Genomic DNA, 22,601 nt, shown 5'->3' with positions numbered 1-22,601 from the left:
TAGCCCATTATCGCTGAGGCAGGTCCGCCATGATCCGAAAAGCCCCCATCCCATCAGCAGTCCACAATCTTGCAAAACCTGCATTGTTGTAATCCTGCTTTTAGCTTTGTTAACCACGGTGGTTAACAGCGTAAAAAACAGGGTTACAAGGGGCACTGATTCGAAACTGATGCGAGGGAGTCACTATTTGACTTGTTGATGGATACGCAAAGTCTCGCGTCCTCATACATCAATCAACAGCGACTACTGATTATCGTCACCGCGATGCGCAAACTGTTGACCGATGACTACTTCAGGACACTGCTTTGCAACGAAGATATTCCGGACATGCCCAAACCTTTGGCTAACCGGATTTTTGGAGATTCGCAGCGATGACTGAGGTCAAACAGGCATTCGAGCAATGAGTCATTGCAATTTCTCTGGAGCGAATCCTTCCCTCACGAAAGGTCGAGCAACTGATATCGGGAAGTAAAAAATACGCCAGCATTTTGAGTTCAATAAGGGAGCTAGGAGTCGTTGAACCCCTTGTGGTTCATCCCAAGCCGATCATCACCGGTGGATTATCTTCATTCATGCTTTTGGATGGGCACTTTCGCCTTGAGGCGCTCAAGGAACGGGGGGCCGTCAAGGCGCTATGCCTGACTTCTACCGATGATGAGGGGTTCACATACAACCGGCAAATCAACCGACTGACTCCGATCCAAGAACATAAAATGATCATTTCTGCACTGAAGAAAGGTATTGAAGCATCTCGAATTGCCGCAGTGCTTGGGATCAATGTCGATAGGGTTCACGAAAGAGAAAATCTGCTGAAGGGCATAGCGCCAGAAGTGGCTGAGATGCTCAAGGTGCGGATGGTATCGCAGGATGTGTTTCGGGCCCTTTGACTGATGAAACCAATACGCCAGATTGAAACTGTTGAAATGATGATTTCAGCCAACTGCTTCACACGGAATTATGAGCGAATGGTTTTGGCAGCATCGCGACCGGAGATGCTGGTTGAACAGAAGAAAAAACCCAGTGACATCAGTGCCGTTGATATCGCCCGTATGGAACGAGAAATGGAGAACCTTCGACATGATTACAAGCAGGTTGAAGATACGTTAGGTGAAACGATGCTGGTCTTGGTTGTGGCAAAAGGTTATCTCGTTCGGCTCCTTCGCAACGAGGCCATTGCTGGTTATCTCACTCGCTACTATGCGGAATTGCTTGAGGAACTAGTGTCCATCATGGAAGCGGTGGCTTCAGACGCCAGGCAGCTTGAACTGGAGTAGTGTCCGCCTGCTCCAACCAACTCTCAGTCAGCTTCCGATCCCGTGAAGGACTTCGCTAGGTAATTAATCACGAAGCGTAACCGCGCAGTGTGACGTAGATCCCTGTGGGTGACCATCCAGACTTCGTAGGGTCTGCTTCTTTTTCGTGAGGGCCATACTCGCTGGAGGCCATCACGCAGCCCCATCTCGATCGGTATCTCGCTGATGCCCAAACCCTCCGCTATCGAACGCCGGACCATCATGCTGGAATTCACCGCTACTACCACTCTGGCCTGATCTATAGGTTCGTCCACCAAAGTCGGATTTTGCCGGTCACGCCAGTACGGCTCATACATGACCAGATCATGACCTTTGAATCCATTACCTTCCTCTGGTATGCCATGACGTTGCAGGTACTCAATGGAAGCAAAAAGACCCATCGGCCAGTCCGCCAACTTTCGCAGAATCAGATCCGGATTGTCCGGGCGCTGATTTCTGATGGCGATGTCGGTTTCACGTTTCGACAGATTAACGACCTCGGAGGTGCTGTTGAGGACGATGCTGATGTCGGGATGTTCAAGATGCAGCGCCTTCAGCGCGGGTATCACGAAGTCGTAGGCTAAGGAGTCAGTGGTCGATATCCGGACTTCGCCGGCCAGCTCATTGTCCGCCCCACGCGTGCGTCGAGTCAGTTCCAGTGCCGCCTGCTCCATTTTCTCGGCCATTTCAAAGGCCATCTCACCAACGGTCGTCAATTGGTAGCCGGCGGGGGTCCGCAGGAACAACGTCGATCCCAGATCGGTCTCCATAGCGGCAATTCGACGCCCCACCGTAGCCTGGTCCACACGAAGCTCTCTCGCCGCCCGCCGTAATGTCAGCTCACGGCCCAGCGCAAGCAAGACCCGTGCATCATCCCAGTTCATCTGAATGCTCTCATGAAGAATCGTTGCAACAGAGCTTCGCAAAATCGCCGCGCGCCCCCGCTGCGAAGCTTGCGTACCCTTTGTGCAATCCAGCCAAAACGGCTGGAGCTCACATCTATCAGGATTATCCCATGAGTAGCTCCCGCAATAAGCAAGGTTCGCAAATGACGGCCATCGAGATAACTCAACCAGGTGGCCCGGACAAATTGAAACCCACTGAACGTCCGGTACCCACCCCCAACCCACGAGAAGTCCTGATCCGTGTTCACGCGGCTGGCGTCAACGGCCCGGATCTGCTCCAGCGCAAGGGGCTTTACGACCCACCACCGGGCGCGTCGGACATTCCGGGCCTGGAAATAGCCGGGGAAGTCATTGCTCTGGGCAAAGAGGTGACGCGCTTTAGGCTTGGCGACCCGGTCATTGCTCTGGTTCCGGGCGGCGGTTATGCCGAGTATGCCGTGGCGGATGAGCGCACCACCATTCATTTGCCCCACGGCCTGTCGATGAGCGAGGGCGCTGCGTTGCCCGAAACCTTCATGACTGTCTGGGTCAATCTCTTCCAGCGCGGCCAGTTCAAGGCAGGAGAGTCCGTCTTAATTCATGGTGGCGCCTCTGGTATTGGCACAACGGCGACGATGCTGGCCAAGGTATTTGGCGCCTCGAAGATATTTACGACTGTCGCCAATGCGCAGCAGCAGGCAGCTAGCTTGGCCCTTGGTGCCGATGTTGCCATCAACTACAACGAACAGGATTTCGTCGAACAGGTCATGCTGGGTACCAACAATCTTGGTGTAGATGTGATTGTCGACATCATTGCCGGGGACTACGTGTCGCGTAACTTCCAAGCCGCAGCCATGAATGCCAGAATCGTGCAAATCGGTGTGATCAAGGGACCGGCCACCCAGGTCGACCTGTTTCCAATGCTGGTCAAACGCCTTACCCATATTGGCTCTACGCTGCGCTCGCGTAGTCACGACGACAAGGCCAGCATCATTACCGAGCTCGAGTCCAAGGTTTGGCCCCATGTTCGTAGCAGAGCCATCAAGCCCTTGATATTCAAAACATTTCCCCTTAATGACGCCGCACAGGCGCATGCGCTGATGGAGTCCGGGCAGCACATTGGAAAGGTGGTGCTGACAGTGCCACATTAAGCCCGATGGCCAAGGTGAGGTTGCACACATCGCAACCTCACCTTTGCGCGACAGTCATCACAACCCTGAGCAGGCGTGGCCACCATCGACAATGATTTCCGCCCCAGTCATGCCTCGGCCCGCCCCAGAGGCCAACAACAACAAGGCGCCATCGAGGTCGCTCGCGCAACAGAATCTACGACTGGGTATGCGCGCTCGCAGGCGTTCACCGGCCTCGCTGCCAAGAAACGCCTCATTGATTTCCGTGGCAATGTAACCGGGCGCAATCGAATTTACGCGGATGCCATATCGGGCCAGTTCCAGCGCAAGGGAGCGTGTCAACTGACTGAGCCCGGCCTTAGCAGCCGAGTAAGGCCCAACACCTCCACCTACCCGGCTGGCCAGGATCGACGTGATGTTGATCAGGCTGCCTTCTCGTCCGCTTTTGACCATCCGCCTGGCAGCCTCCTGGGCCACCATCCAAGCGCCCCGCAGGTTGGTGTCAACGATTGCGTGCCAGTCCCGATCGTTATAGTCGAGCACCCGTTTGGTGTCGCTGACGCCAGCGTTGTTGACCACCACGTCCAAACCGCCCAGTTCCTCCTCGATAGCGTCCATGCACTCGATTACCGACTGCCTCGACGTAACGTCCAGCGCAAAGGCGCTAGCTTCATACCCTTGCGCGTTCAGTTCACCCACCACGTCATGCAGACGCTCAACTCGCCGTGCTGCGATGGCGACGCGGGCGCCGGCCGCCGCCAGGGTTTTGGCAAAATGCAACCCTAGGCCGCTCGAAGCCCCCGTCACCAGCACACGCTGCCCGGTCAGGTCAAACAGCTTCATAATCACCTCGCTCATTGCGCACCCCCGGCATCACGGGACAGGATTTTGCGCGCCAGGCTCATGCGGTGTACTTCATTCGGGCCGTCGTAAATGCGAAAGCCGCGGGCGTCGCGGAATATCCGGTCGACAATGGCTTCGCTGGTCACACCTTGGCCACCGAGGATCTGCACACTGCGGTCGATAACACGCCAGATGCCTTCGGAGCTGATGACCTTGGCCATACTCGATTCAAAATTGGCCCGCTCGCCCTGATCCAACACCCAGGCGCAATGCCAGATCGCCAACCGTGTAGTGAGCAAGTCCATTTCATTATCCGCGAGCATAAAGCCCACACCCTGATGTTCCCCCAGGCGCTTACCGAAGGACTCGCGTCGGTTGGCGTATGCACAGGCCACGTCGTGCGCCCGACGGGCCTGGCCCAACCAGCGCATGCAGTGAGTCAGGCGTGCCGGCGCCAGGCGCACCTGGGCATAGCGAAAACCCTTGCCCACTTCCCCCAGCACGTTGGCAGCCGGCACCCGCAGGTTCTCAAAGCGCAACACGCCATGCCCACCGGTGAAACAGGTGTCGAGCGAGTCCATCATACATTCGAGAATAAAACCCGGTTGATCGGTGTCAGTGAGAAACATGGTGGCGTTACCATCCTCGGTGCGGGCCATGATGATGGCGAAGTCCGCCCCCTGCGCACCGGTGATCAGCCATTTGTGGCCATTGATAACGTAGTCGTCGCCATCGCGTACGGCGGTGGTCGCCAGCATGGAAGGGTCGGAACCTGCACCCGGCGCGGGCTCGGTCATGGCGAAGCAGGAGCGGATGCGCCCTTGCACCAAGGGCCTGAGCCAGCGATCTTTCTGCGCCTCGGTAGCGACCACTTCCATCAGGTGGATGTTGCCTTCGTCGGGGGCATGGATGTTCATCGCGGTCGGCCCGAGGGGCGAATACGCCGCTTCCTCGAAGATCACTGCCTTGGCGGTGTGCGACAGACCCAACCCACCCATCTCGCGGGAGGCATGGGGCGTCAGCAGGCCGTGGACGCGAGCCTTTTCAACCAGCGCCTGCCGTAGCGCCTCGGAGGGTCCATGGGGGCTCTGGCGGCTGTCGTTCTCCATCGGGATGATTTCGTTGGCGATAAACGCCTGTACACGCGACTGCAGCGTGATCAGTTCATCGGAAAGTGCAAAGTTCATACTCGGGTACCTTGTCGATTCAAGGGATCAGGCCGCTGGCCCGTCCGGGTGGATGGTGTGGTACAGGCTCTCCATCACAGTGGCGTGGATACCTGCCTTGTGCGGGTTGTAGGGGGTGAAATTGACGGTGCGCAGAATCGCGCCCTGCACTGCACCATCGCGGGTGTCGAGGTCGAGGACATTGAGGCAGGCGTTGTCCTGCTCGAAGGCGGCAATCCCCGACAGGCCGACTCCGGCGGCCCAGGCCAAGACCATGCGGTTGACGGCATCGTGGCTGACGATCAACGCCGACTCCCAGTTGTCGTCCCTTGCCAGTTCAAAAAAGGTCGCCAGCACGCGCTGGTTGAAATCGCGCCAGCGCTCACCGCCGAGAAAGGTCGCCTCAGGCTCTGCGGCCTTGCGATATGCACCGACGACAGTGTCGCGCATGGCCTGTGCCGGTATCTCGCGCAAGCGTCCTGCACGGATCTCGCGTAGCTGCGCCAAGGATTCGACCGGCACCCTTCGGCCCATCAGAAGCAAGTCGAGGGTTTGCCGTGCGCGTGGGTAATCGGACACCAGAACCCGGTCAAACGGAGTGTCCTGCAATACCTGGCCAAGCGCCGACGCCTGTTCGACCCCACGAGAAGACAGGCACACCGAACGCGGGTCGAGCGGCCGACCCTGGCCGTCGAAGTACTCGACATGGCCGTGGCGCACCAGATAACACCGACGGCGCCTCGGTGTCTGCAGGCCTTCAGCGTTCATCGCGCAAGGCCTTTGGGTTGCTGATAGCGAGCCGTGCCCGGGTAATGTGCATCAGCGCGTCGAGCAACTGGGCCTGGGCCGCTGAGCTGGCATCGAAGACACCGCTGCGGATGAGTCCTGCCAGCCGCGAACGGTCATGCCCTGCCCCTTGGGTGTTGAGGCCAAAGTGGGCCATCACCTCGGACAAGGCGTTAGCCTCAACAACTTCGGCCTCGGCTCCGCTTTCGACTTCCCGGGCGGCAATGGACATGGCCCGGGCAACCATCTGGCACTCGTAGCCGTGGGTGGTGCGCAATTGCGGCAGCAGTGTTTCAAGCAACACCGTTCTGGCTGTCTCCAGCAGGTCGGTTGTACTGGCTTCACGGGTGTTCATCAGTGTTCTCCGCTCAGTAGAAGGATTTCTTGCTCAAGCTCAGGGAGCAGGTGTCCGGTAAGCGCCAGCTCCAGCGAATGCTGTTGACCAGACAGGTGACGCTGCGCTTGCTGCAAGGCCACCACCGCCCAGCGCAGGTGAGCCATCAACTGCCAGAAACGCAGGTCTTGAGCGCTGACCCGATACCCACAGACGGTCTGGTAGCCCTGCAAGAAGGCGCCTAGATCGCCCATGCCACCAGCTTCGCGGTCTGTGCGGGCGAAACGCCAACAGCGGGCTGTAAACCAACCGATGTCTTCCCTGGGGTCGCCCCAGCCGGTGAACTCCCAATCGAGTACACCCGTCAGCCCACCCGCGTCGACCATGTAGTTGCCGGTGCGGTAATCACGGTGCAGCAACCGGGAGGGTAACGGCGCAGGCTTGTTCGATTCGCACCAGCGCAGCCCCCACTCGATCACCGGGTAGTGGTCTGGTAACTCATCCAGGTAGGCGCGGTACTGGTCGATACTGGCCTGCGCAGGGTCCTCCACCGGCGAGGGCAGGAACCCCAGGCCCGGATGGTCCGGCGTTATCTGGTGAAGGTGGCCGAGGTTTTGGCCCAGCGCATGGCACAGATCGTTTCGAACTGGCTCCAGGGCTACGTCCGTCGTCAGCCGGTGCCCGTTGGAAAGGCCCTCGAGCTTGCGCATCAGGAAGAAATCGCGACCGATGACGGCCGGGTCGCGACATAGCCACAAGGGTTCCGGAACCTTGACCCCGGCCTTGTGTACCGCTTCGAGCACGGCAAACTCTTGCGCCCGCCCCATGCTGACGGCTAGCGAGGATATGGCGTCGGTGCGCAGGACCCAACTCTGTGAGTCGTGGCGCTCACCTCGACGTACAGTTGCGTACAGCAGCCAGTTTTCCTGGATAGCGCCTCCGGACAGGCGCTCGCCTTTATGGATGTTCACCTCATCCACATCTAGTTGTTGCTGCAGGTACTTGGCGAGTACGGGAAAGGCATCGGGAATGCTGATTCGGGGCGACCCGGAACCAGGAATAGCGGTGGTGTGCATCACGGCGGCGAACTCGCAAAAGTGGATGAGCAAGTCCTTGAGCAAGAGCCGCGCCAGCTTTCGATTGAATTTATAAATCCCTATAAATTCAATTAGATATATGAAATTAAAAACCGGATCGGGACTCAGGAAACCAGCTGCCATTGCAGATTTGAAATAGCTGTTTCAGCATAGAAATAAATCACGAGGCCCGAACTATGCTCAACGAACACTATCTGCCCAGGGTGGTCGCCCTGATCAGCCACCTGCGGATGCCGGAGCGTCCCAGCCGCATGGCCCGCATCGTGGAACAGGTGATCCCTGACTATCGTGATCGCGCCAAGGTGGAAATCATGGAAACCACCATCAGTGCATTGCGCGACACGGCGCGGGACCTAGAAGCCAGAGGCGACGTCGACGTCATCATCTGTTCCGGCGCCACCTCCGACTACCTCAGGCGCCACATCTCCACCGCGATCCTGTCGATCCGCATGGGCGAATACGACCTGATCCGTGCCCTCGACCTTGCCCGGGCGCGCGCCACCAAGGTCGGCATCGTGACCTACCAGGCCACACACCCGGAACTCGAAGCGATGGCCTCGCTGTTCACCGTCGACATCCACCAGGCCACTTACACCAGCTATGACGAAGCACGCCAACAGATCCACCGGCTGATCGACGAAGGTCATGGTGTGGTCGTAGGTTCTTCCACCGCGGTGGAGATAGCCGAGTCCAGCGGTGTGCAGGGTGTGCTGGCGCTCAACGCCGATACCGTCCGACGCGCACTGGAAGATGCCCTGGCAATCTGTCGCAGCCGGCAGCAGGTGATGATTCAGCAACAACGCCTGAACGCGGTGTTGCGCAACCTGTCCGATGGCGTGATTGCCGTGGACACCAACGGCAATATCCAATCCTTGAACCCGCGCATGGCGGCCTTGCTGGGCATTTCCAGCGAAGGGGCGCTGGAGCGACCACTCGCCGAGGTCATCACCGACCTGGACATCGGGTCGATCCTGAAAAGTGGCGAAGGTGAGGATAACCGCATCGTCAAAGCGGCAGGCCGAACCCTGTCGGCCAACATCGCGCCGATTATCGAGAACGGCAAGCCCGAAGGTGTTGTCATCACCTGCCAGGAAGCCAACGCCATCCAGCGGGCCGACCGGCGCATCCGCAGCCAGGTCAAACCGAAGCAGTTCACCGCCCGTTACCACTTCGAGCAGTTGCTGGGCGACACCGCGAACTTTCGCGCGATGCTGGAGCTCGCCCGGCGCTATGCCGGGGCCGATGCCACCGTACTGGTCTGGGGTGAAAGCGGGACAGGCAAAGAGCTGCTCGCCCAAAGTATCCACAACGCAAGCCCCCGGCGCGACGGCCCCTTCGTCGCCATCAACTGCGCCGCGTTCCCCGAGACGCTACTGGAAAGTGAACTGTTCGGCTATGAAGAAGGCGCCTTCACCGGCTCGCGCAAAGGTGGCAAGAACGGCCTCATCGAAAATGCCCATACCGGCACCCTCTTCCTTGACGAAATCGGAGACATGCCATTGACGCTGCAAACACGCCTGCTACGCGTGTTACAGGAACGCGAGGTCCTACGCTTGGGGGCCGCCGAGCCAACGCCAGTGGACATTCGCGTTATCGCCGCCACACACCGCGACCTGCGCGCACGGATCAGTGAAGGCGAGTTCCGCGAAGACCTGTACTACCGTTTGAACATACTGCGTCTGAGCATTCCCCCGCTACGTGAACGCGCCCAGGACATTCCCCTGCTCGCCAACGCGATTCTGGCCAGACTGTCGCACCCATCCGCCACCACCAATGCGGGCCGGCACCTGCTGGAAAGGCTCAAGCCCGACCTGCTACACCACCAATGGCCGGGCAACATTCGCGAACTGGAAAACATCGTCGAGCGGGCCGTGTTATCCGCCGATGCGCTCTCAGGCAGCGCCAGCACGGGGGCGCTGAAAGCACTTTTCACGGAGTTGTTCGAACCACAGCCCAGACTGGCGCCGGCCCCAGGGCAGACCAGCACCACCCAGGATTTGCGTAGCCTGAGTCGAGCCCAAGAAAGCACCCGAGTGCGCGAAATGGTCGCACAGTGCCAAGGGGACATGGACGAGGCCGCGCGGCGTCTGGGCATCAGCCGCACCACCCTCTGGCGCCGACTGCGAACCGATCAGGCCTGATGAGGGCGGTTTCAACTCTGAAATTCATTTCAACCATGAAACATAGAATGCCCCCGCTGCTGCTTGGCATGAGCCACTACGCGACTCGCTTCTATTGATAGGCATCTGATTAAAAACAACTTTTTTAGGGAGATTTTTGTCCGCCCTGATTTGGCATAGCCCTTGCTCCGCTCCTGCGCAGCGTTGCTGCCACCCGGCATGCAGTGATGAAACGCAAACAATAACAAGGCAGGAGATTGCCCGTGCAAGGCATGATGATGAACTTTAACCTGAGTATCGCCGCCATCATGCGGCATACCCTCACGGTTGCGGCACAAACCGAAATCGTCTCGCTGTTCAATGATGGCCGCGTGCATCGTTACACCTATACCCAAGCGTTTTCCCGCGCCCGTCGCCTGGCCAATGCCCTCGACGCCCTCGACTGCCCAGAGGACGCAAGGGTGGGCACCCTGGCCTGGAACGATCACCGACATTTCGAGTTGCACTATGCCGTGCCCTGTTCGGGTCGCATCTGCCACACCATCAATCCCAAGCTGTTCCCCGAGCAGATCAGCTACATCATTCAACACGCCGAAGATGACCTGCTGTTCGTTGATCCGCAGTTCGTCCCCTTGCTGGAAAGCCTCCAACCCCAACTCCCCAAGGTGCGCTACTACATCGCCCTGTGCGACACCGATGAGCTACCTGCCAGCACGTTGCCTAACCTGCTGAGCTACGAAGCCTTGCTGGCGAAGGCCGACGACGATTACTACTGGCCAGAGCTCGATGAGCATCGGGCCAGCGGGCTGTGCTACACCTCCGGCACCACCGGCCACCCCAAGGGGGTACTGACCAGCCATCGCAGTTGCGTCCTCCACGGTATGGCGCAGAACATGGCCGACAATGTCGGGCTGCGTGCGCACGATGTGGTCATGCCCATGGTGCCGATGTTTCACGTCAATGCCTGGGGCATGCCGTACAACGCCGCCATGGTCGGCGCCAAGTTGGTCCTGCCCGGCCCGCGGGTGGGCGATGCAGCCGCGATGGTCAAGCTGATCAACGACGAAGCTGTCACCTTTTCCCTGGCGGTGCCGACGCTGTGGTCCAACATCAGTCAGTACCTCGATGCCCGGGCCGCCACAATTCCCTCACTCAAGCGAGCCGTTAGCGGCGGCGCAGCCTGCCCCCTGTCGTTGATCGAGACCATGCAACGTCATGGTGTGGCCCTTGAAAACGGCTGGGGCATGACCGAGCTGAACCCGATGGGCAGTTACAACCGCCATCAGCCCTGGTATGACGGCCTGGCACCCGTCCAACGCGAGCAACAGTTGCTCAAATCAGGTCGGGCCTTGTTCGGTGTTGAGATGCGTATCATCGATGAAGCCCAAAGCCCGCTGCCCCATGATGGACAGGCGTGCGGTGCGCTGCAGGTGCGTGGCCCTTGGGTGCGCAGTGGTTATTTCGGCCAGGCCGCTGAAGCGGGCTGGTTCGACACCGGCGATGTGGCCAACATCGACCCCCGTGGCTACATACAGATCACTGACCGCATTAAGGACGTGATCAAGTCCGGTGGCGAGTGGATCAGTTCGGTGGAAATCGAGAATGCCGTCCTGGCCCACCCTCTAGTGGTCGAGGCAGCCGTCATTGGCGTCCCCCATCCGCGCTGGAGCGAGCGCCCGCTGCTGGTGATCGTGGCCAGGCAAAACGAGGTGGCGCCCACCCACGAGGCGCTAGTCGCCTTCCTCGAAGACAAAATTCCCAAGTGGTGGATGCCCGACGCCAGCGCGTTTGTGCAAGCCCTGCCACTCACCGCCACCGGCAAAGTAAGCAAGAAAGCGTTGCGCGAACACTTTACCGACTACGACTGGCGCTAAAAAAACCTTCCAACGCCTTGGATTGGCGTGCCGGCGGCACGCCAACGGGCAGCCTTACAACAAAAACAAGCGGAGGCTACATGAACAGTACGACCGACACCCATGCCGACCACTACCGTCGCATCCGGGAAAACCCCCGATTCATCGCCCTGATCCAGACCCGTTCGCGAATGACCTGGAAGCTGAGTGCACTGGTGTTGTGCGGCTACTTCCTGTTCATGGGGGTTGCCGCCAGCCTGCCTGAGCTGCTGCACCAGCCGCTCTACCCGGGTAGCCACCTGAGCCTGGGCATCCCGATTGCCACCTTGCTCATCGTGATCGCCTGGCTGCTTACGGCCTGGTACGTGTACCGCGCTAACACCCACTTCGATAGCCTCAGCGCCAGCATTGTCAAGGAGAGCCAAGTATGAAGCGCCTACATGTCCAGCTCCCGGCAACCGCCTTGCTATGCCAACCGTTGCTCGCCTCAGCGGCCGAGTCACCGCGACAAGAAATGAATCTGGGTGCGATCGGCATGTTCCTACTCTTTGTATCCATCACGTTGATGATTACATGGTGGGCCGCCCGCCAGACACGCTCGGCCAGCGACTTCTATACCGCGGGCGGTGGCATCACGGGCCTGCAGAACGGTCTGGCGATTGCCGGTGATTACATGTCGGCCTCGACCCTGCTGGGGCTTTCCAGCATGGTCTTCGCAAAGGGTTACGATGGATTTATCTACGTGATTGGCTTTTTCGTCGGCTGGCCCATCCTCACCTTTTTGATGGCCGAGCGCCTGCGTAACCTTGGGCGCTATACCTTTGCCGACATTGTCTCGTTCCGGCTCGACCAGCGGCGCATCCGAATGCTCGCCGCTTGTGGCTCCCTGACAGTGGTCTGCTGCTACCTGCTCCTGCAAATGGTCGGGGCTGGCCAATTGATCAAGCTTCTCTTCGGCCTGGACTACTCGACTGCGGTGGTCGTGGTGGGCTTGTTGATGCTGGTCTATGTGATCTTCGGCGGTATGCTTGCAACCACCTGGGTACAAATCACCAAGGCTATCCTGCTGCTGGTAGGTGGCACCGTGCTGATGCTGATGGCCCTAGCGCCTTTTGGTTTCAGCCTGGAAACGCTGGCCAACCGAGCAGTGCAAAGCCACGCCACCGGATGGGCCATCATGGGACCTGGCAGCATGCTGGCCAATCCGCTGAACGTAGCCTCCATGGCGCTCGGCCTGGTGTTCGGCCTGGCGGGGCTGCCGCATATCTTGATGCGTTTCTTCACCGTGCCCAACGCCCGTGAAGCTCGCAAGTCAGTGTTTTACGCCTCAGGCTTTATCGGTTATTTCTTCCTGGTGGTCTGCGTGCTCGGCTTTGCCGCCATCGTCATCGTTGGCACTGATGCGCAGTACTTTGTCGACGGCAAGGTCGGCGGTGTACTACTTGGCGGCGGCAACATGGTGGCGATGCACCTGGCCAAGGCAGTAGGAGGCAACCTGTTCCTGGGTTTCCTATCTGCCGTGGCATTCGCCACGATCCTCGCCGTGGTCGCAGGATTAACTCTGGCCGGCGCCTCGGCCATCTCCCACGATATCTACGCAACGGTCATCAAGCAGGGTACCGCTAGCGAGGCCCAAGAGATGCGCGTCTCGCGTATCGCGGTGGTCATCCTCGGGTTGCTGGCCATGGCACTGGGCATTCTGTTCGAACAGGTGAACATTGCCTTTCTGGTCGGACTTACGTTCGGCATCGCGGCCTCGGCCAACTTCCCGGTGTTGTTCATGGCCATGTACTGGAAAGGCCTGACCACCCGTGGCGCGATCTACGGAGGGCTGACCGGCCTGCTGTCGGCATTGACCCTAGTGGTCCTCTCGCCCACGGTCTGGGTCACGGTACTGGGTCACCAAAAAGCGATCTTCCCCTTTGACCACCCGGCGCTGTTCGCCATGCCTCTGACCTTCCTGGTAATTGTTCTAGTGTCCCGTTTCGACCGCAGCGTCAGGGCAGGCCTGGACCGTGAAGGTTTCGACGATCAACTCGTTCGCGCCCAGACCGGTGTCGGCATCGCCACCGCCACTGATCACTGACCCATCCGACACGTGTGCCTGCTTCACCGCGTGCCCGCCCCCAATGCACCAAGAGGTTTCGTTACATGCCCAAATACAGCGCTCCACTGCGTGACATGCGTTTCGTCCTGCATGAGGTCTTCGACGCCCCCGCCCTGTGGCAACAGTTACCTGAGCTGGCCGAGCGAGTCGATTCCGACACGGCCAATGCCATCCTCGAAGAAGCTGCCAAGATCACTGGACAGCGTATCGCCCCCCTCAATCGCAGCGGTGACGAACAAGAGGCTCAATGGCATGACGGGGTGGTCACCACCCCGGCCGGATTTCGCGAGGCCTATGCTGACTATGCTGCGGGTGGCTGGGTCGGCCTGTCCGGCAACCCGCAGTTGGAAGGGATGGGGATGCCGAAAATGCTCGCCGTGCAGTTCGAAGAAATGCTCTATGCAGCCAACTCAAGCTTTGCGCTGTACTCGGCCCTCTCCTCCGGTGCCTGTCTGGCAATCGATGCTCACGCCAGTGACGACCTGCGCGCCACCTATTTACCTGCCATGTACCAAGGGCGCTGGGCCGGATCCATGTGTCTGACTGAAGCCCATGCCGGTACAGATCTCGGCATGATCCGTACCCGCGCACAGCCTCAGGCTGACGGCAGCTACCGCATCAGCGGCACCAAGATCTTTATCACCGGTGGCGAGCAGGACTTGACCGAGAACATCATCCATCTGGTGCTAGCCAAGTTGCCCGACGCCCCCGCAGGCGCCAAGGGCATCTCGCTGTTCCTGGTACCCAAGGTGCTGGTCAACAATGACGGCTCACTCGGCGAGCGCAATGCGGTGAGCTGCGGCTCCATCGAGCACAAGATGGGTATCAAGGCTTCTGCAACCTGCGTGATGCATTTCGACAATGCCCGGGGTTACTTGATCGGTGAGCCAAACCGTGGCCTGGCGGCAATGTTCACTATGATGAACTACGAGCGGCTCTCCATTGGCATTCAAGGCATTGGCTGCGCCGATGCCTCCTACCAGGCCGCAGTGGCCTACGCCCGCGAACGCACCCAGGGCCGAGCGCCCACGGGGCCGGTAGCGCCTGACAAGATTGCCGACCCCCTTGTGGTACACCCCGATATACGCCGCCAGTTGTTGAGCATGAAGGCGCTCACCGAAGGTGGGCGTGCCTTTGCCAGCTACGTGGGGCAACAGTTGGACATCGCCAAGTACAGCGACAACCCTGACGAACGCGCCCGTGCCGAAGGCCTAGTGGCCCTGCTGACGCCTGTGGCCAAGGCCTTCTTCACAGACACGGGCCTGGAAAGCTGCGTGCATGGACAACAGGTGTTCGGTGGCCACGGCTATATCCGTGAATGGGGCCAGGAGCAACTGGTGCGCGACGTTCGTATCGCCCAGATCTATGAAGGCGCCAACGGCATTCAGGCCCTGGACCTGCTTGGGCGCAAGGTGATCGCCAACGGTGGAGTGGCGCTCCGTGACTTGTCCGCCGAAGTGCGCAAGTTCTGCCGGCTGCGACAAGCGCCCCATGCCAACGACCTTCTGGCAGCAACCGAGCGCTTGGAAGACGTCAGTCGCTGGTTAATGGATCGCGCCAAACACCATCCGCAGGAGGTGGGTGCGGCCTCTGTGGAATACCTGCATCTGTTCGGCTACACCGCCTATGCCTACATGTGGGTCCGCATGGCCGATGTCGCGCAGCAACGGCAGGGCGATGGCGACCCGTTCTACGCGGCCAAGCTGGCAACCGCCGAATTCTTCTTCAAACGCCTGCTGCCACGAACCCTGAGCCTGGAAGCCACTATCCGGGCAGGCAGCGCCTGCCTCTACGAATTACCAGCCGAGCAGTTCTGACCAACCTGCGAGAGTAGCGATAGGCAACGGCCAACAACCGCATCGTGTGACCCTCGACGCCTATGCCTTCCTCCCTACCCCACATCGGGCCTACGGCCCGGTGCGAAGCCTGCTGTTCCATCAATAACAACAAGAGAACCTGAACATGGACCGCACCACACTCACCCTTCATCTATTGCTGGGGGCAAGTACCCTGGGCCTAGGCCTGCCGACCCAAGCCGATATGCTCCAAGGGTCCAAGGCGTCACTGGAATTGCGCAACTTCTACATGAACCGAGACTTTCGCCAGCATGACGCACCACAGGCCAAAGCCGAGGAATGGGCGCAAGGCTTGCTGCTGCGTTATGAGTCTGGATTCACCGAGGGTGACTTGGGAATCGGCGTCGATGCTATGGGCCTGTTGGGCCTGAAATTGGATTCCGGCGCGGGACGCAGCGGAACGCAATTGCTCAAGCAAGACCGCCAGACGCGCCGAGCAGAGGACGAATACAGCGAGCTGGGCCTGACGGCAAAACTCAAGCTCTCCCAAACCCTGCTGCGCCTGGGCACCTTGCAGCCGCGCTTGCCAACGGTTTCCGCTAACGATGCGCGCCTGCTGCCACAGACCTTTCGTGGTATCCACTTGAACTCAAAGGAACTGACCGGACTGACCCTGGACGCCGGGCACCTTACCCAGGTGAATCAGCGCAACTCCTCCGACAACGAGAACATGACGGTAAGTAACGGTAGCGCCGGTGGCATCGGTGCCCGCTCAAGCAAAAGCAGCAATGCCTTCAACTTCGCCGGCATAAGCTATCAGTGGAGCGAGCATTTGAGCACCGGCTATCACTACGGCGAACTGCAAGACCTGTATCGCCAGCACATCGTCTTTGCTTCCCACCTGCTGCCCCTTGGCCCGCAGCAATGGCTAAAGACTGAAGTACGTGGCGCCAGGGCCAATGACGCCGGCTACAGCACCATCGACAATGGTGCTTATGGCGCGATGATGAACTACCGATACGGCGCCCACGGAATCGGCCTGGCGTTCCAGCGCATGAGCGGTGACACCGGGTACGCCTACATCGCCGGCAGCGACCCTTTCCTGTTCAATTACGTGCAGTTCGGCGACTTTGCCAACCGTGACGAGCGATCCTGGCAACTGCGTTACGACTTCGACTTCGTCGGGCTTGGCATACCCGGGCTGACATTCATGACCCGCTACCTCAGCGGCGACAACATTGACCTTGGCGCAAACAAGCCAGAAGGCAAGGAGTGGGAGCGCGACACCGACATTGCCTATGCCTTCCAAAGCGGTCCCCTGAAGAATCTGGGAGTGCGGTGGCGCAACGCAACTGTCCGGGCTAGCCATTTCGGCAATGACCTGGATGACAATCGCCTGATCGTCAGTTACACCCTATCGCTCTGGTAATTGATCGCCCGCGGATCAGCAGAAACGTCGATACTTGCTGATCTGCGGTGAGGCCTGCAACAACCCAGCGACCCTCGCAAGCGCGGTGGCCAGGTGTTCAGTCTGCCAGTGCGATGCCTCCGACTCCTCGCTTTTCCAGCGTTCGAAGGACGAGATCTGTAGTGGATTGTCAAGTGACTGGAAATAGCCGTATTCCAAGCATCCAGGCTCCTCACGCGTTTTCAAGCTGAGTGCAGTCAGATGCTCAAGTATTTCATCCAGCCCTTCAGGCTTCACCACGAAACTGGCAGTAACGTACAACGTGGCAGGCATCTACGTAGTTACTCCGAATCAAGACCACAGCATCAGGCCGAACAACAAACTGATGACGCTGCGGGAAGTCAAACCTCAGCCGCTGACTTCGAGCGACAATTACTTGAGGTAGTCGTGAACAACCTTGCCGGGAGCCAGTAGGTAATTGCCGAGGGTGTGGCGCACGGAAACTATTTCGCGAACAGGCAAAGCGGCGATTGGCACGGCCTCATGATCAAACAGCTCGAGGCTCGCGGCACCCGTCCAGGCTTCCTTGAGCTCGACGGTCGAATACTCAAACCTCACCAGTTCAGCAATACGTGGAGTCTTGCCGTCGACGTCCGGAATGACCTTAAGGACAACCCCTGGAGTACGCATGGATTTCGATGCTTCGGCCAGGTCAATTTCCTGATACTTGTAAGCCATGCTTGCTCGGGCTACCAAGGTTCCGTCATATTCGAGAGTACCTACATAGGATTCATTGTTCTGCCCCACCCGAGGATGGCCAAACTTCTTGGGTAACCCCCACACCTCCCGACCGAGCATGATCGCCGTGACATTCTCCGCCACCATTAGCGGACGAAAACTGACAGCTTCGTCCCCCAAATAGCACGAGATTCCTTGGGCAAACTCATAATAGTCTCCGATGCCCGGCGCAACCATCCAGAGGAAGGAAAGGCTGACGATGGGATCTTTCACCACCAGCGGCTCAGGCACCATCGCCCGTACTAACTCGATATCCGTGCGATAGCTGATCGTGAGCGAAGGACGATCTAGAAACCAGCTGGGTGGTTGTGGGTACGCTGGCGATACAATCGGCATCGCATAAGCCTTCTGGCGAACGCTTTCAGGGGTGAGTGGAGTACCTGCCGCAGAGTTTGGTAGATACAGTCCGCCCGTGGTGCGAGTGGAAGATTGCGTCCCACTTAGCGACTGCGCAAGCAATGGTGTTGAGGCTGCCGCAAGTCCGATACCGGCTGTGAGGAGTACTTGCCTACGCGAAAGATCAATTGGGCAGTTCATCGTGTTCCTCCTGATTCATGGATACAAAAACACCCACCTTGTTTACCGGCGTACATCATCGCGGCGCCAGGTGAAGCACTGCCGCTATCGACACTGCCGAAAAGATGCCATGAGCTGTTATTCAAGTTGAGTTTTACCCAATGCCTGGAACCACGTCACATTATCCCAATACGCCTTCATCGACTGGATGAGCCCGTCGTTAGCGATTTTAAGGATGAAGACATGAGGTAGCTCAAAGCTACGCCCCAGGTTGTCAATACCGAATGCATCCTTCGCCTGGGTACCGCGGATGGTGACCTCAAGCACAATTGCCTGCCCGCGTGCATCAACATAATGAGCAGTAACCTCGTTACTCAAATCAGGAAATGCATCAATCAGTGCGCTCCAGATTTGCAAGCCTGCAACACCTGCCGGTCCTTCCAGTTGAATAGGCAGATAATCAATTCGTCCATCTGCAGAAAAACACGCCAACATCCCTTTCAGATCGTGAGCGTGATACCGCATAAAAAAATGTTGCGCGATTTCCAAGGCTGCTTTCACCTTCTGACTCCTCGCTTCATCAATCGGCTGGTGCAGTTGTCACATTGCATGAGCAAGCCCCTCACCCGAATTTCACGACGTCGATAGTTCGACTCAAAATTAATTTTTTTAATGACTCAGCATCTGTTCAATGCGTGTATTGAAGGAGCTTCACCTTGCCCCCTTCAAATTCCGTCACGTGCAAGATCCATCGCAAAATACGTCAGGATCAAATCTGCACCCGCACGCTTTATTGCTCCAATACTCTCGCGTACAACCTGTTCTTCATCGATTGCCCCCGCCAAAGCAGCGAACTTGATCATTGCGTACTCACCACTGACCTGGTATGCAGCCAGTGGCAGGCGTGACACTCCACGTATGTCGGCGATCACGTCAAGGTAGGCACCCGCGGGCTTGACCATCAGTGCATCGGCACCCTCCTGCTCATCAAGCAGCGATTCACGCACAGCTTCGCGGCGATTCATTGGGTTCATTTGGTAGCTTCTGCGATCACCCTTAAGGACCGTGCCGCCAGCTTCTCTAAATGGGCCATAGAGCGAGGAAGCAAACTTGGTCGAATAGGCCATGATTGCTGTGTGATTTAAGCCGGCAGCGTCCAGCGCACTGCGGATAGCCTGGACCTGTCCATCCATTGCTGCCGACGGGGCGATGAAGTCAGCTCCGGCTGCGGCGGCCACTACCGCCTGCCTGGCGAGATTGACCAATGTGGCATCGTTATCTACATCACCGTTGTGCGCGACGCCGCAGTGACCGTGATTGGTGTACTCACAAAAACATGTATCAGACATCACCACCATTTCCGGCACGGCGTCCTTGCAGATCCGCGCCATACGCGCCACCAGACCGTCCTCACGCCAGGTGTCGCTGCCACTCTCGTCCAGGTGGTGCGAAACACCAAAGGTCATCACCGATTTGATCCCCGCTCGGGCATAACGCTCGACCTCGCGGGCTAGCATCCTCTCCGGAATACGGTTGACCCCCGGCATGCTGGTGATCGGTACGAAATCATCGACCTCCTCTTCAACGAAGATTGGAAGGATCAGGTTATCGAGGCGAAACTCGGTTTCCTGAAACAGCCTGCGTAACGACTTATTCTGTCGCAAGCGCCGCAGACGGGTAATGGGGAACAGATTTGACATTGGCGCTCCAGAGATTTGTGTAACCGGGTAACTAAAGTCCGCCCCCTTCGATCGAAGGCATACGGGCGAGAGACTCACTTGTATCAAGGACTACAAGTCCATACAGAGCCCTGATTTCTAGGCTCGCCGTACCCATACGTCTGCCTGCTCTTTTTTCACCATTTCCTCGGCACTCGCGGGTCGTACGGTACGATAGGCCGGTTTGTCCTGTTCAATTACCGCTACGATGGCCTTGATCATCTCGGCCGGATCATGCTGACGGTTGAGCTCACGCACCGGCCAATGGGTGACAACACGATCACCCTGATGCCACCACTGGTCCATGCTCTCCATGCCTGTATCGTTAAAACCTGTGCGATAGGCACCCGGATTGACGGTGACCACCTCTACACCGTAAGGCTCGAGTTCATCGTGCATCGCCGAGCAAATGCCTTCGACAGCATGCTTGGAAGCGGCATACGCCCCATCGAAAGGGACTTTGACCAGGCCGGCCACGGACGAGGTCCAGACAATCCGCCCGCTGCCACGCTGCACCATGGCGCGGGCAAAGCCTTGCGCTAGCTCAAGCGCGGCAAATACATTGGTTTCAAAGACCGAACGAAAGACCGACATGGGGATCTCGACAATCGGCCCTGACTCCATGATGCCCGCGTTGTTGAATAGAACGTCAATTTCGATTGCCAATGCATTGCTCCGGTCAATCTCGTTGAGTACGTCAAGCTTAATGACTTGCATCTCAAGCCCGGTCGCCATCGCAGCATTGCGCAGTTCCCAGACCTGGGGCCAGATTTGGCACCCAGCGACGACCTTGTGCCCCTGCGCAGCCAGCGCCCAGGCTACACCTCGCCCGAAGCCCGTTGCAGCGCCTGTCACTAGCACGGATTTACTCATCTTGCCGACCTCCTCAGTCGCCAAGGTCGCCATTGCGAATGGCGATCTTGATGGCTTGCGCTGTAGTTGCCACCCCAAGGCGGCGCCGTGCTGCGCGTAGATGGTTTTCCACGGTGCGCTCGGATAACCCGAGCGCTGCAGCAATATCAGCCTGACGTCGACCTGCAGCCGTCCAGGCCAACACCTCGCGCTCGCGACCGGAGAGCAGCCTGACCACGTCACTGCCAGTAGGCGACTCCAGCAATCGGCGAGCGGAAAAAAACGCCGCTGTGGCCACAATCCCCAACATCAGGCGAACGTCGGCGCTGCTATCCACCTTCTCCCCGCCCAGGCTCATGGCGCCCTCCAGACCCAAGGGACCAAAAACGGGTACCTGCAAACCGTGTGGACCGTTACCGACGGGACGGCGGACCACACGATAACTGCCCCCGCTTTCACATTGGGTTTTCGTCCAAAAGAAAGGTTCGCGGGCCTCCAGAATGTGACGGGTGACCGGGCAACGCCGAACGTAGGTCTCGGCATCGACCGTCTGGCCGTCGCCCAACCAATTCCCTTCGACCCAATAAATGCGCTCGACCACGTCGTCGCGTGCCGATGAGGCAGAAAAAAGGACGAATCGGTCATAGCCAAAGCGCTTGGTAAAGGAACGAACGGCTTTCTGGATCAACGAGAGTGTCGAGGCGCGCTCTATCTCCAGGACGATTCGCAAGGCTGCCTCAGCCACACCGGGGATCACCTTCCAGCGACCTCTTTCAACAGTGCAGCCGCCGCCAGCTTACCTAGTGCGTTACCCGCCAACGGGCTGTCTCCGGTCAGCATCTTGCGGTCCTGATGAACCGCACCGGAAATATCTTTGTTGATAATCTCAAAGCCCAGTACTGTAAGTTGCTCACCGAACCTCCAAGTCAGGTGACCCGGCATGTAGCCGATGTCGGGAGTCTTGTCGTCGAGGTCATCGGGGAACGCGCAGATCTTGTAACCGCTGAAGATGTAGGAGTCTTTGTTTTCACCCATACCCGCAGCGAGCAACGCCGCCGGTCCGTGGCACAACGAAATCACGAACTTGTCCTTGGCGGCCGCCCACTCAAGGACCTTTTTCACATCGGCACTCTCGGGCAAACCAATCAGTGCGCCGTGGCCACCTGGGATGAATACACCGATATAGTCAGAGTCATCGCCTAGTGCTTTGTCGATCACCTCAGCCAGCTTTATAGGTTGTTTGAATTGATCGCGATATTTGGCGTACAGCCCCTTCACCTCCGCATCTTCAGAAGGCATAGCCCAGAACTCGAACTTGACAGGGTTACCCGACAAGGTCGCGATATCAAACGCAAACCCGGCTTTGTCCAGGTGATACATGGGTAGTAGCGTTTCCACAGGATGGTTTCCTGTCGAGAACATCTTGCCGTTATCAGTCAATAGATAACGCTCATCAGCGCCGATCACCAGCACCTTCCAGCGCCCGCCCTTGTAAGGATCTGGATAGTCGGCACCACTAAGATCGGATTTTGGAGAGGTGAACTGGCTAAGCGAATAGGGCGAGGGGAAAAATGCATTGTCCTCTGCCGGATCCACGGTTGGGCGCTTGTCGTCAGCTTGAGTATTGGTCATGACTTACTCCGTCGTTCTGAGTGAATTCCGTTGTCATACTAGGTAGCTGTCATACCAGCAGCAATGAGGGTTTTCCCTCAATCGAACATGCTGATAGCACCACCATGATCTCAACGTCAGACGGAAAGTTTAGTCCAGCAAAAGTCGGGGCTAGCTGAATCCGACCGGCAGTTTCTATTGCTCGGATTGTGTCCTTCTAATCACCGACGATTCGATCAACTGACCAAGGACATCTTTACTGTACGCAGGGGATGAGGTCGATCTGTATG

Annotated in this window: 20 protein-coding genes and 1 pseudogene; 8 read left to right on the top strand and 13 right to left on the bottom strand. The window is 58.3% G+C overall.

Features of this window, described 5'->3' with window-relative positions; genetic code table 11:
• Positions 1-407 precede the first annotated feature (407 nt).
• Positions 408-1,274: pseudogene (locus CAG47_RS21730) on the top strand (plasmid partitioning protein RepB C-terminal domain-containing protein).
• Positions 1,275-1,297: 23 nt separating this feature from the next.
• Here CAG47_RS21730 and CAG47_RS21725 read toward each other — a convergent pair.
• Positions 1,298-2,176 (bottom strand): LysR family transcriptional regulator, encoded by an 879-nt coding sequence (locus tag CAG47_RS21725; protein WP_085727243.1) that lies wholly within the window; start codon positions 2,174-2,176, stop codon positions 1,298-1,300.
• A 164-nt stretch (positions 2,177-2,340) separates the two neighbouring features.
• On the opposite strand from CAG47_RS21725, the gene CAG47_RS21720 reads away from it, so the two are divergent.
• Complete coding sequence (locus tag CAG47_RS21720) at positions 2,341-3,327, top strand: NAD(P)H-quinone oxidoreductase (RefSeq protein WP_085727265.1); 987 nt, start codon at positions 2,341-2,343, stop codon at positions 3,325-3,327.
• Positions 3,328-3,384: 57 nt separating this feature from the next.
• Here CAG47_RS21720 and CAG47_RS21715 read toward each other — a convergent pair whose 3' ends face one another.
• Genes CAG47_RS21715 through CAG47_RS21695 form a run of 5 tightly spaced genes read right to left on the bottom strand, consistent with a single transcriptional unit; the run spans position 3,385 to position 7,511 of the window.
• Positions 3,385-4,164 (bottom strand): SDR family NAD(P)-dependent oxidoreductase, encoded by a 780-nt coding sequence (locus tag CAG47_RS21715; RefSeq protein ID WP_085727241.1) that lies wholly within the window; start codon positions 4,162-4,164, stop codon positions 3,385-3,387.
• Positions 4,161-5,336: an acyl-CoA dehydrogenase family protein gene (locus tag CAG47_RS21710; protein ID WP_085727239.1), complete on the bottom strand. Its 1,176-nt coding sequence runs from the start codon at positions 5,334-5,336 to the stop codon at positions 4,161-4,163. Before CAG47_RS21710 ends, CAG47_RS21715 begins: the two co-directional genes overlap by 4 nt.
• 27 nt (positions 5,337-5,363) lie before the next feature.
• Positions 5,364-6,083: a histidine phosphatase family protein gene (locus CAG47_RS21705; RefSeq protein ID WP_085727237.1), complete on the bottom strand. Its 720-nt coding sequence runs from the start codon at positions 6,081-6,083 to the stop codon at positions 5,364-5,366.
• A complete protein-coding gene (locus CAG47_RS21700) occupies positions 6,073-6,456 on the bottom strand; it encodes a DUF6285 domain-containing protein (RefSeq protein WP_085727235.1) in 384 nt (127 codons plus the stop codon). Before CAG47_RS21700 ends, CAG47_RS21705 begins: the two co-directional genes overlap by 11 nt.
• A complete protein-coding gene (locus tag CAG47_RS21695; RefSeq protein WP_085727263.1) occupies positions 6,456-7,511 on the bottom strand; it encodes a phosphotransferase family protein in 1,056 nt (351 codons plus the stop codon). The genes CAG47_RS21700 and CAG47_RS21695 overlap by 1 nt, the downstream gene beginning before the upstream one ends.
• 197 nt (positions 7,512-7,708) lie before the next feature.
• Here CAG47_RS21695 and prpR point away from each other — a divergent pair, with 197 nt between their 5' ends.
• The 6 genes from prpR to CAG47_RS21665 all read left to right on the top strand — a co-directional run bounded on the left by prpR (position 7,709) and on the right by CAG47_RS21665 (position 16,837).
• Positions 7,709-9,673, top strand: a complete 1,965-nt coding sequence (prpR, locus tag CAG47_RS21690) for a propionate catabolism operon regulatory protein PrpR (protein ID WP_085727233.1) — start codon at positions 7,709-7,711, stop codon at positions 9,671-9,673.
• A gap of 251 nt (positions 9,674-9,924) precedes the next feature.
• Positions 9,925-11,526 (top strand): long-chain fatty acid--CoA ligase, encoded by a 1,602-nt coding sequence (locus CAG47_RS21685; RefSeq protein ID WP_256577510.1) that lies wholly within the window; start codon positions 9,925-9,927, stop codon positions 11,524-11,526.
• Positions 11,527-11,606: 80 nt separating this feature from the next.
• Positions 11,607-11,936: a DUF485 domain-containing protein gene (locus CAG47_RS21680; RefSeq protein WP_085727228.1), complete on the top strand. Its 330-nt coding sequence runs from the start codon at positions 11,607-11,609 to the stop codon at positions 11,934-11,936.
• Positions 11,933-13,591, top strand: a complete 1,659-nt coding sequence (locus CAG47_RS21675) for a cation acetate symporter (RefSeq protein ID WP_085727226.1) — start codon at positions 11,933-11,935, stop codon at positions 13,589-13,591. Before CAG47_RS21680 ends, CAG47_RS21675 begins: the two co-directional genes overlap by 4 nt.
• 65 nt (positions 13,592-13,656) lie before the next feature.
• Complete coding sequence (locus CAG47_RS21670; RefSeq protein WP_085727224.1) at positions 13,657-15,429, top strand: acyl-CoA dehydrogenase C-terminal domain-containing protein; 1,773 nt, start codon at positions 13,657-13,659, stop codon at positions 15,427-15,429.
• A gap of 145 nt (positions 15,430-15,574) precedes the next feature.
• Positions 15,575-16,837: an OprD family porin gene (locus CAG47_RS21665; protein ID WP_085727221.1), complete on the top strand. Its 1,263-nt coding sequence runs from the start codon at positions 15,575-15,577 to the stop codon at positions 16,835-16,837.
• Between the two features lie 15 nt (positions 16,838-16,852).
• Here the strand turns inward: CAG47_RS21665 and CAG47_RS21660 are convergent, their stop codons facing one another.
• From CAG47_RS21660 to hchA, 7 genes are all read right to left on the bottom strand, one after another.
• Positions 16,853-17,149, bottom strand: a complete 297-nt coding sequence (locus tag CAG47_RS21660) for a putative quinol monooxygenase (RefSeq protein WP_085727219.1) — start codon at positions 17,147-17,149, stop codon at positions 16,853-16,855.
• A gap of 99 nt (positions 17,150-17,248) precedes the next feature.
• Complete coding sequence (locus CAG47_RS21655) at positions 17,249-18,151, bottom strand: acetoacetate decarboxylase (protein ID WP_085727217.1); 903 nt, start codon at positions 18,149-18,151, stop codon at positions 17,249-17,251.
• Between the two features lie 117 nt (positions 18,152-18,268).
• Positions 18,269-18,691, bottom strand: coding sequence for a nuclear transport factor 2 family protein (locus CAG47_RS21650; RefSeq protein WP_218190690.1), 423 nt, complete (start codon positions 18,689-18,691; stop codon positions 18,269-18,271).
• A gap of 164 nt (positions 18,692-18,855) precedes the next feature.
• Positions 18,856-19,830 (bottom strand): porphobilinogen synthase, encoded by a 975-nt coding sequence (gene hemB / locus CAG47_RS21645; protein WP_085727215.1) that lies wholly within the window; start codon positions 19,828-19,830, stop codon positions 18,856-18,858.
• Positions 19,831-19,947: 117 nt separating this feature from the next.
• Positions 19,948-20,721, bottom strand: a complete 774-nt coding sequence (locus CAG47_RS21640) for an SDR family oxidoreductase (protein WP_085727259.1) — start codon at positions 20,719-20,721, stop codon at positions 19,948-19,950.
• A gap of 13 nt (positions 20,722-20,734) precedes the next feature.
• On the bottom strand, positions 20,735-21,445 hold the full coding sequence (locus CAG47_RS21635) for a PA1136 family autoinducer-binding transcriptional regulator (protein WP_256577507.1): 711 nt from the start codon (positions 21,443-21,445) through the stop codon (positions 20,735-20,737).
• An 8-nt stretch (positions 21,446-21,453) separates the two neighbouring features.
• A complete protein-coding gene (gene hchA / locus CAG47_RS21630) occupies positions 21,454-22,332 on the bottom strand; it encodes a glyoxalase III HchA (protein WP_085727211.1) in 879 nt (292 codons plus the stop codon).
• Between the last annotated feature and the right edge of the window lie 269 nt (positions 22,333-22,601).

Origin of the sequence: Pseudomonas sp. R37(2017), assembly GCF_002113375.1 — a bacterium.
Classification (GTDB): Bacteria; Pseudomonadota; Gammaproteobacteria; order Pseudomonadales; family Pseudomonadaceae; genus Aquipseudomonas.
Note: the sequence above shows the minus strand (reverse complement) of the source record. Positions and strands in the feature narration are given on the sequence as shown.

What these genes read in the sequence shown, in the direction of transcription:
- hemB (WP_085727215.1), bottom strand. Translation starts at nt 19,830, where the DNA reads ATGTCAAATCTGTTCCCCATTACCCGTCTGCGGCGCTTGCGACAGAAT.
- CAG47_RS21720 (WP_085727265.1), top strand. Translation starts at nt 2,341, where the DNA reads ATGACGGCCATCGAGATAACTCAACCAGGTGGCCCGGACAAATTGAAA.
- CAG47_RS21680 (WP_085727228.1), top strand. Translation starts at nt 11,607, where the DNA reads ATGAACAGTACGACCGACACCCATGCCGACCACTACCGTCGCATCCGG.
- CAG47_RS21700 (WP_085727235.1), bottom strand. Translation starts at nt 6,456, where the DNA reads ATGAACACCCGTGAAGCCAGTACAACCGACCTGCTGGAGACAGCCAGA.
- CAG47_RS21670 (WP_085727224.1), top strand. Translation starts at nt 13,657, where the DNA reads ATGCCCAAATACAGCGCTCCACTGCGTGACATGCGTTTCGTCCTGCAT.
- CAG47_RS21685 (WP_256577510.1), top strand. Translation starts at nt 9,925, where the DNA reads ATGATGATGAACTTTAACCTGAGTATCGCCGCCATCATGCGGCATACC.
- CAG47_RS21640 (WP_085727259.1), bottom strand. Translation starts at nt 20,721, where the DNA reads ATGAGTAAATCCGTGCTAGTGACAGGCGCTGCAACGGGCTTCGGGCGA.
- CAG47_RS21725 (WP_085727243.1), bottom strand. Translation starts at nt 2,176, where the DNA reads ATGAACTGGGATGATGCACGGGTCTTGCTTGCGCTGGGCCGTGAGCTG.
- CAG47_RS21665 (WP_085727221.1), top strand. Translation starts at nt 15,575, where the DNA reads ATGGACCGCACCACACTCACCCTTCATCTATTGCTGGGGGCAAGTACC.
- CAG47_RS21695 (WP_085727263.1), bottom strand. Translation starts at nt 7,511, where the DNA reads ATGCACACCACCGCTATTCCTGGTTCCGGGTCGCCCCGAATCAGCATT.
- CAG47_RS21715 (WP_085727241.1), bottom strand. Translation starts at nt 4,164, where the DNA reads ATGAGCGAGGTGATTATGAAGCTGTTTGACCTGACCGGGCAGCGTGTG.
- CAG47_RS21655 (WP_085727217.1), bottom strand. Translation starts at nt 18,151, where the DNA reads ATGAACTGCCCAATTGATCTTTCGCGTAGGCAAGTACTCCTCACAGCC.
- CAG47_RS21675 (WP_085727226.1), top strand. Translation starts at nt 11,933, where the DNA reads ATGAAGCGCCTACATGTCCAGCTCCCGGCAACCGCCTTGCTATGCCAA.
- CAG47_RS21705 (WP_085727237.1), bottom strand. Translation starts at nt 6,083, where the DNA reads ATGAACGCTGAAGGCCTGCAGACACCGAGGCGCCGTCGGTGTTATCTG.
- hchA (WP_085727211.1), bottom strand. Translation starts at nt 22,332, where the DNA reads ATGACCAATACTCAAGCTGACGACAAGCGCCCAACCGTGGATCCGGCA.
- prpR (WP_085727233.1), top strand. Translation starts at nt 7,709, where the DNA reads ATGCTCAACGAACACTATCTGCCCAGGGTGGTCGCCCTGATCAGCCAC.
- CAG47_RS21710 (WP_085727239.1), bottom strand. Translation starts at nt 5,336, where the DNA reads ATGAACTTTGCACTTTCCGATGAACTGATCACGCTGCAGTCGCGTGTA.
- CAG47_RS21660 (WP_085727219.1), bottom strand. Translation starts at nt 17,149, where the DNA reads ATGCCTGCCACGTTGTACGTTACTGCCAGTTTCGTGGTGAAGCCTGAA.